This is a genomic window from Intestinibacter sp. (genome assembly GCF_051866655.1).
Lineage (GTDB): Bacteria > Bacillota > Clostridia > Peptostreptococcales > Peptostreptococcaceae > Intestinibacter.
In genome coordinates this window covers 1-6103 of record NZ_JBJDXL010000137.1, presented here as the reverse complement: position 1 = coordinate 6103, position 6103 = coordinate 1, and the positions used below count along the sequence as shown (strand labels likewise).

At 32.0% G+C, this 6103-nt stretch carries 7 protein-coding genes; 3 read left to right on the top strand and 4 right to left on the bottom strand.

Features of this window, described 5'->3' with window-relative positions; genetic code table 11:
• Positions 1-239, bottom strand: a 239-nt coding sequence (locus ACI3VO_RS03895) for a branched-chain amino acid transporter permease (RefSeq protein ID WP_439756664.1), incomplete at its 3' end; no start/stop codon positions are given.
• Positions 229-939: an AzlC family ABC transporter permease gene (locus ACI3VO_RS03890; RefSeq protein ID WP_439756663.1), complete on the bottom strand. Its 711-nt coding sequence runs from the start codon at positions 937-939 to the stop codon at positions 229-231. The genes ACI3VO_RS03895 and ACI3VO_RS03890, both read right to left, overlap by 11 nt.
• A 191-nt stretch (positions 940-1130) precedes the next feature.
• Between ACI3VO_RS03890 and ACI3VO_RS03885 the strand changes: the two genes are divergently transcribed.
• Positions 1131-2312 (top strand): MFS transporter, encoded by a 1182-nt coding sequence (locus ACI3VO_RS03885; RefSeq protein ID WP_439756662.1) that lies wholly within the window; start codon positions 1131-1133, stop codon positions 2310-2312.
• Between the two features lie 43 nt (positions 2313-2355).
• Here ACI3VO_RS03885 and ACI3VO_RS03880 read toward each other — a convergent pair whose 3' ends face one another.
• Complete coding sequence (locus ACI3VO_RS03880; RefSeq protein WP_439756661.1) at positions 2356-3567, bottom strand: hypothetical protein; 1212 nt, start codon at positions 3565-3567, stop codon at positions 2356-2358.
• Positions 3568-3913: 346 nt separating this feature from the next.
• Here ACI3VO_RS03880 and ACI3VO_RS03875 point away from each other — a divergent pair, with 346 nt between their 5' ends.
• Together ACI3VO_RS03875 and ACI3VO_RS03870 are read left to right on the top strand one after the other, a co-directional pair.
• The gene (locus ACI3VO_RS03875) at positions 3914-4891 is read left to right on the top strand and encodes a hypothetical protein (RefSeq protein ID WP_439756660.1); all 978 of its coding nucleotides are present in this window, start codon (positions 3914-3916) and stop codon (positions 4889-4891) included.
• Positions 4876-5637 carry a nucleotidyl transferase AbiEii/AbiGii toxin family protein gene (locus ACI3VO_RS03870; RefSeq protein WP_439756659.1) on the top strand — a complete coding sequence of 254 codons (762 nt, stop codon included), beginning with the start codon at positions 4876-4878 and terminating at the stop codon, positions 5635-5637. The genes ACI3VO_RS03875 and ACI3VO_RS03870 overlap by 16 nt, the downstream gene beginning before the upstream one ends.
• Positions 5638-5758: 121 nt before the next feature.
• On the opposite strand, the gene ACI3VO_RS03865 is transcribed toward ACI3VO_RS03870, so the two are convergent.
• On the bottom strand, positions 5759-6103 hold a 345-nt coding region (locus tag ACI3VO_RS03865; RefSeq protein ID WP_439756658.1), incomplete at its 5' end, for a GNAT family N-acetyltransferase.

The following is a 6103-nucleotide window of genomic DNA, read 5'->3' as shown; positions in this document are numbered from 1 at the left end:
GCTATATATGCAAGTGCTATTATCTCAGGTAATCCCCATGGACGAGCTACTAAGCTTACATCCTTTAATGTATAAACGACCATAAGAGCCATTACTGAATAAGGAAGTATTTGTCCTAAATAATTTACGTATTGCGGTGTCGGCTTATTTGCTGGGAATAATATAAACGGTAAAAATCTAGTCAACATCGTGCCCAGTGCCATCGCTGCGATTGTTATAGCTATTTGATTAAATGTCATTTTCTACGTCACCTACTTCCCCTTTGTCAAATTTATTCCTAAATACAGTCAGTATAATCAATATAATTATCATAGATGGAATTATAAAATTATCTCTGCCAAATACGATCAGGCAGATAAAGCTCGAAATCAATCCGATAAGCGATGGTACATATTGCTTTGACTCGATTAGTTGATTTATAAAAGTCACGAAAAACAGCGCTGTAAGAATAAAATCTATTCCTGTGACGTTGATATTTACAAATCCACCTAATACTCCTCCTACAAACGAGCTAAAAACCCAGTAAAAGAAAACTAAACAAGTCACATAAAAATAATATAATTTTTCATCCATATCCTCAGATATTTTCGCACTTATATTTATAGAAAAGGTCTCATCACATAACGCAAAAATCATAATCGGCTTTTTCAACCCTGTATCCTTGTATTTATCTAGCATAGAAATACTGTAGAAAATATGTCTAGCATTTATCATCACACTCATTATAAAAGCATAAACTGGATTAAATGCAGATACCAAAAGTTCAACCCCTACAAATTGCAATGCTCCAGCGCATACGATAATACTCATAAGTGTGCAATATATGTAGTTAAACCCCTTCGCATTCATATAAACACCATAGGCTAAACCTATAAATAAAAATCCTATAAAAATAGGAATCGTGGCAGTTAGTGCCGCCTTAAAAGTTTTTTTCTTCATAGTAATTTCCCCTTTAAATATATTTTCTATGATATAAGGTTATCATTTCAAACATTATGAAACAATATAAAAGTTGTATGACATTCAATTTATATAAGATTTTAATAAATCAAGTGAGTTAAATTCATTTGACAGTAATTACCAGCACTTCTAAAATATATTTGTAAATAAATAGAAATGGAGATTTTATCATGGAAAATAATAAATTTTCAAAGAAGAAGGAAATGATATTTCTAATAAGTGTGTCCTTCTTCTGGTTTGCGCAATATGTATATATACCGTACCAAACGATATACCTTACATCTATAAATGTTGGGACATCGTTCATAGGTATAATCGTCGGTGCGTACGGAATATCTCAGATGCTACTTAGACTGCCAGTTGGTCTGAGCGCTGACATAGTCAGAAAGCATAAATACTTCATAATGATCGGTGGGTTGTCATCTGGGATGGCGTCACTTTTTAGAGTTTTGATGCCAAATGGAGTCGGATTCTTGATAGCTAATCTGCTGTCTGGACTTGCATCTGCTATGTGGATTTCATTTATGGTGTTTTATACAGGACATTTTTCTAAGGAAGAGCAGCAATCTGCTACAGCTAGAATTGTTATGTTTAATAATATCGGAATGCTGATGGGATTTATCGCGAGTACCTTGCTTTATAATTCTATAAGTATGAGGGGATTGTGCGTTTTAAGTGTCTGCGGTGGCGTGACGACATTTTTATTATCACTGTCTATAAAGGAGAAGGCTCCAGAAAAAAGCACTCACAAAGTAGGCGAATTAATTTCAGTATTCTCAAATAAGCGACTTCTTCTTTTTTCATTTATAGCGCTTATTCAGCAGGGAGTTCAATTGACTACTTCAATGTCGTTTACCAACCAAGTGCTAGGCGACTTAGGTGCTTCAAATGCGATAATAGGAATTTCTTCTATTATATATATGATATCTTCGGTCACTTTCTCTGCATTGTCTTCTAAAAATGTGTTTAAGGGCGGACCTAGAGTGTTGATACCTACTGTGCTTGTGATCATCGCGACATACTGCGTGTTGGTGCCTACAGTAAATAGCGTGCCTGTTATTATGACGCTGCAAATACTGCCGGGGACATCGAGCGGAATCTTGTTTTCGTGCGCTACCTCTGAGGCTATGAAGGAGGTCAAGCCATTTCAGAAATCGACTGCAATGGGATTTTTCCAAGCATTTTATGCTATTGGGATGACTACCTTCCCTATGTTGACTGGTAAATTAGCCTCTAGCTATAGTATGAGTACTGGTTTCTTTGCTTTGGCTGGTATAGCTGTGTTAGGGTGCTTGATTGCTGTGACTTTTTATAGAGCTGAGAAAAGCTGTAAAATCGATAAAGCAGTTTAATATTTAAAAAGGACTTGCGGAATTTGCAAGTCCTTTAAATTTTTTAGTCGTGATTTTTCTTATTATTTTTTAATTCAACTAGATATCTAGGTCTGCATTGGCTCTCATTGTAAATAATTATCTCGTCGTTTATGACAAAGCTGTGTGTACTTTTAGAACCGTGGACATGCATGCAGTTGTATTTTTCTGAGCGTTTTTTTAATTTTTTATAATTAAATCTACCGTATTCGTTTTCGTATTCGTACACATCAAATGGAGTGCCGTATGCGACCTCGTTTAAAATCATAAATCCTGTGTTGTCGTTGCCGTTTGACCAGTAAGAGCCTGCTAGGGACGTGTAGCCCAAGGATTTTTTTGCCTTTGGAGCAAAATATATCCCGTCTCCGAACATTTTTCCAGTTATGATTGCGTTTGGCTTTAGCTTTAGGCTGTTGCATAAAATAGACCAAATATTCTCTGATCTGCTGCCGTGCCATAGTAGCTTTGTTTTCTCAATATTTTCAGATCTCGCAAATTCGTCGAATTTATCCTCCTGCGCAATATTTTTGACCCTCCAAGCGTTGTGGAATTTATACGACTCTGAGCCAAGCTCCTTCTTGATTAGTGCAACCTCCTCATCTGAGACCTCTGCAAATTCCAGTCCCATTTCCTCTAATATAGTGATGTCCTTCTTGTCGTTCTTTTGAGAAATCTTATTCTGAGAAATCTGCCCCATTACTACATCTAGCAAATCCTCTTCTCTCTTTATAATTTTCACAAAATCCTTCTTATTTTCGCTTAAAAATTCCTTTACGTTGTTCATTTTTCTAGGAATTACAGAAAACAATCTCAATAACTCCCTATTAAAGTCCTCGACCTTCTTATACTCGCTCAACGAATATATAATATTCAGCGCCTCGTACACCATATCGTCTGTAACTGCATCTATGTTTACATCGAAATTATTCTTGATAGTAGTTATAGCGTATTGTTGCAGTCTGCGCACGATGTTTCTTATGTTCTCGTTTTCTATAGGAATGTAGCTGTCCTCTTCCGCCTCGTCCTTCACCTTGTATAGATGAGTTTGATCTACATAGCCCTTTTTTATCTTTTGGTTGTAGATACTCTTCCATTTTGACGATGGCTGAGTACTTCTTACTCCTTTTGAACCTACTCTTCCGTAAGTGATTTGTATAGTATCGCCGATTTCCTCCATATCGTAAAACTTGTTGTTGTTTTTATCTGTAACCATGACTAAATGAGCAACCCTTGACATAAAAATACCCCTCTCATATTTATTCAAAATTCTTGAAGATGTTATCTATTATTGTTTTATAATTTAATTATAGTACATATGTTCGATTAAATCAATATGTTTTGCGAATATATGTTCGTTTTTGTATTTTATATTTTTTTGGTAGATTAAAAAAATTTAATTAAAAATTAAATACTTTTTATTATATTGTCAATAATGAATAATATATCTTTTTATTAAATGTATATTGCTTATAAATTAGTATTTTCAATGAAAATTATTATATTATAACTACTAAAATTTACAATCTACCAAAATTATTTACAATCTACCAATAATAATGGTATATTTAAAAAGAGGTGATAAAATGAAAAATTTAAAAATATATCTTCAAGATATTTTAGATAAAAATACTGTAGTAAAAAAATGGAATCCGAAAGGAAAGTTAAACCTTAATCTTGTTGGAAGCTACAAATATTATCTAGTAAATATGATGGAAATAGATTTTTTACTAATAAATCCTTTATACAATCAATCTATACCAACATTAAAAGCTCAGGCTTCAATAATCAGTAAAAAAACTGGCTATAATGTAGGTATTTTGCTAGATGATATTACTAATTATAGAAAAAAAAGATTGATACAAGAAAAAATACCTTTCGTATGCTTAAACAATCAAATATTTCTTCCGTTTATTGGTACATATTTAGAAAAATGCACTAAAAAACAAATTCAAAAAGAAACTAGAGAAAAATTTACACCTACAATGCAATTAATTTACCTTTGGATTTTATACAATGACTACAATATTATTACTCAAAATTTAATATCAGAAAAAACTTCAATATCACCGATGTCAATATCACGTTCATTAGACTTCTTTGTAAGCATTGGTTTGATGGAATATGCTACCACAGGAAAAACTGGCAGAAAAAAAGAATACTCTTATAAAAATAAAAAAGAATTTTTCACAAATGGGAGAAATTACTTAATTAACCCAATAAAAAAGAGTTTCTATACAGATAATTTACCAGATGACATGAAAATATACATAAGTGGTCTATCTGCCTTAGGTGAACAAACCATGCTGGGAGAACCTAATAATACTATTGTAGCAACAACTGATAAAATTGCATCAGAATTCGATATTCCAGTAATTCCAAGTAATGTAGCAATAGACGAACCACTTACAGAAGTTCAAATAGTGAAATACGATATTTCTATTCTTACTAAAAATAAATATGTTGATCCAATTACTCTTATTTATAGTTTAGAAGAAACAGATGACAGAATTGAAATAGCAATAGAAGAAATGATGGAGGACTATGAATGGTACGAGGAATAGAAAAATTTAAAGAAAAATTTTCTAATTATGCAGGACAATATGTATTTATTGGCGGAACTGCATGCGATATTATTTTAAACAACTATGGAATCCCATTCCGTATAACAAAAGATTTAGATATTGTTTTAATTATAGAAGCATTAAACGAAGAATTTATTTCAGAATTTATCAGCTTTATAGAATCTGCCGAATATAAGCATATTAATAAAGGTACTGGAGAAAATCAATTTTATAGATTTGAAAAACCAAAGAATGCTCAATATCCTTATATGATTGAGCTTTTTAGCAGAAAACCTGATTATTTAGAGTCATTAGAACAACGATTAGCTCCTATTCATGTAAGTGATGATGTTATAAGTTTATCTGCAATTTTGCTCGATGACAACTATTATGAACTTTTGAAGCAAGGTTCCATAGAAATTGATGGTATATCTGTTCTTGATTTAGAATACATAATTTTATTTAAAATAAAAGCTTGGATAGATTTATCTGCTAGAAAAGAACTTGGCGAACAAATTGATAGCAAAAATATTAAAAAACACAAAAACGATGTATTACGTCTAGCTGCAAATATTGAACCCGATAAAAAAATAAAAGTTCCACAGATAGTACTTGATGATATAAATAAATTTCTAGAAGAAATAAAGAATGATCCTATTAATTTAAAAAATCTTGATATTAGAGGTATCAAATATAAAGATATTCTTGATATGGTAAATACTTGTTATATTAGTTCTGAAAAATAACTACAATATAATATAAATCAATTTTTTTGCATTTGAGTGCAAAAAATATATAAAAATAAGAAGTTTTTGTACTCCAATGCAAAAACTTCTTATTTTATATGACTTTTTATATTGTATCTTATTATTTCTTCCAATTCTTCAAATTAAGCTCAAACTCCAGCTCATTCACATTTTCTGCCCACATATGATTTTCCTTTTCAGATATCTTCATAAAACCTTCTCTCGTGTACATCGCTATTGCTTCCTTCAAATCATCTGTCGTATCTAGATAAACTGACTTATAATCACCCTGTTTACAATAGTTAAGAGCCTTCTTTAGTAGAGTTTTTCCAAGACCTATTTTGCGATAATTAGGATGTAACAAGAACCATCTCAATTGAGCCTTATCCCCTCTGCCCACAATACCTATAGAGCCAACGATCTCATTATTGTGATCAGCAATCCAAAGTCTGTCCTTGTTTTCATC

Bases quoted from the DNA above. Each gene is read 5' to 3' on its own strand.
- ACI3VO_RS03890 (WP_439756663.1), bottom strand. From the start codon at position 939: ATGAAGAAAAAAACTTTTAAGGCGGCACTAACTGCCACGATTCCTATT.
- ACI3VO_RS03885 (WP_439756662.1), top strand. From the start codon at position 1,131: ATGGAAAATAATAAATTTTCAAAGAAGAAGGAAATGATATTTCTAATA.
- ACI3VO_RS03880 (WP_439756661.1), bottom strand. From the start codon at position 3,567: ATGTCAAGGGTTGCTCATTTAGTCATGGTTACAGATAAAAACAACAAC.
- ACI3VO_RS03875 (WP_439756660.1), top strand. From the start codon at position 3,914: ATGAAAAATTTAAAAATATATCTTCAAGATATTTTAGATAAAAATACT.
- ACI3VO_RS03870 (WP_439756659.1), top strand. From the start codon at position 4,876: ATGGTACGAGGAATAGAAAAATTTAAAGAAAAATTTTCTAATTATGCA.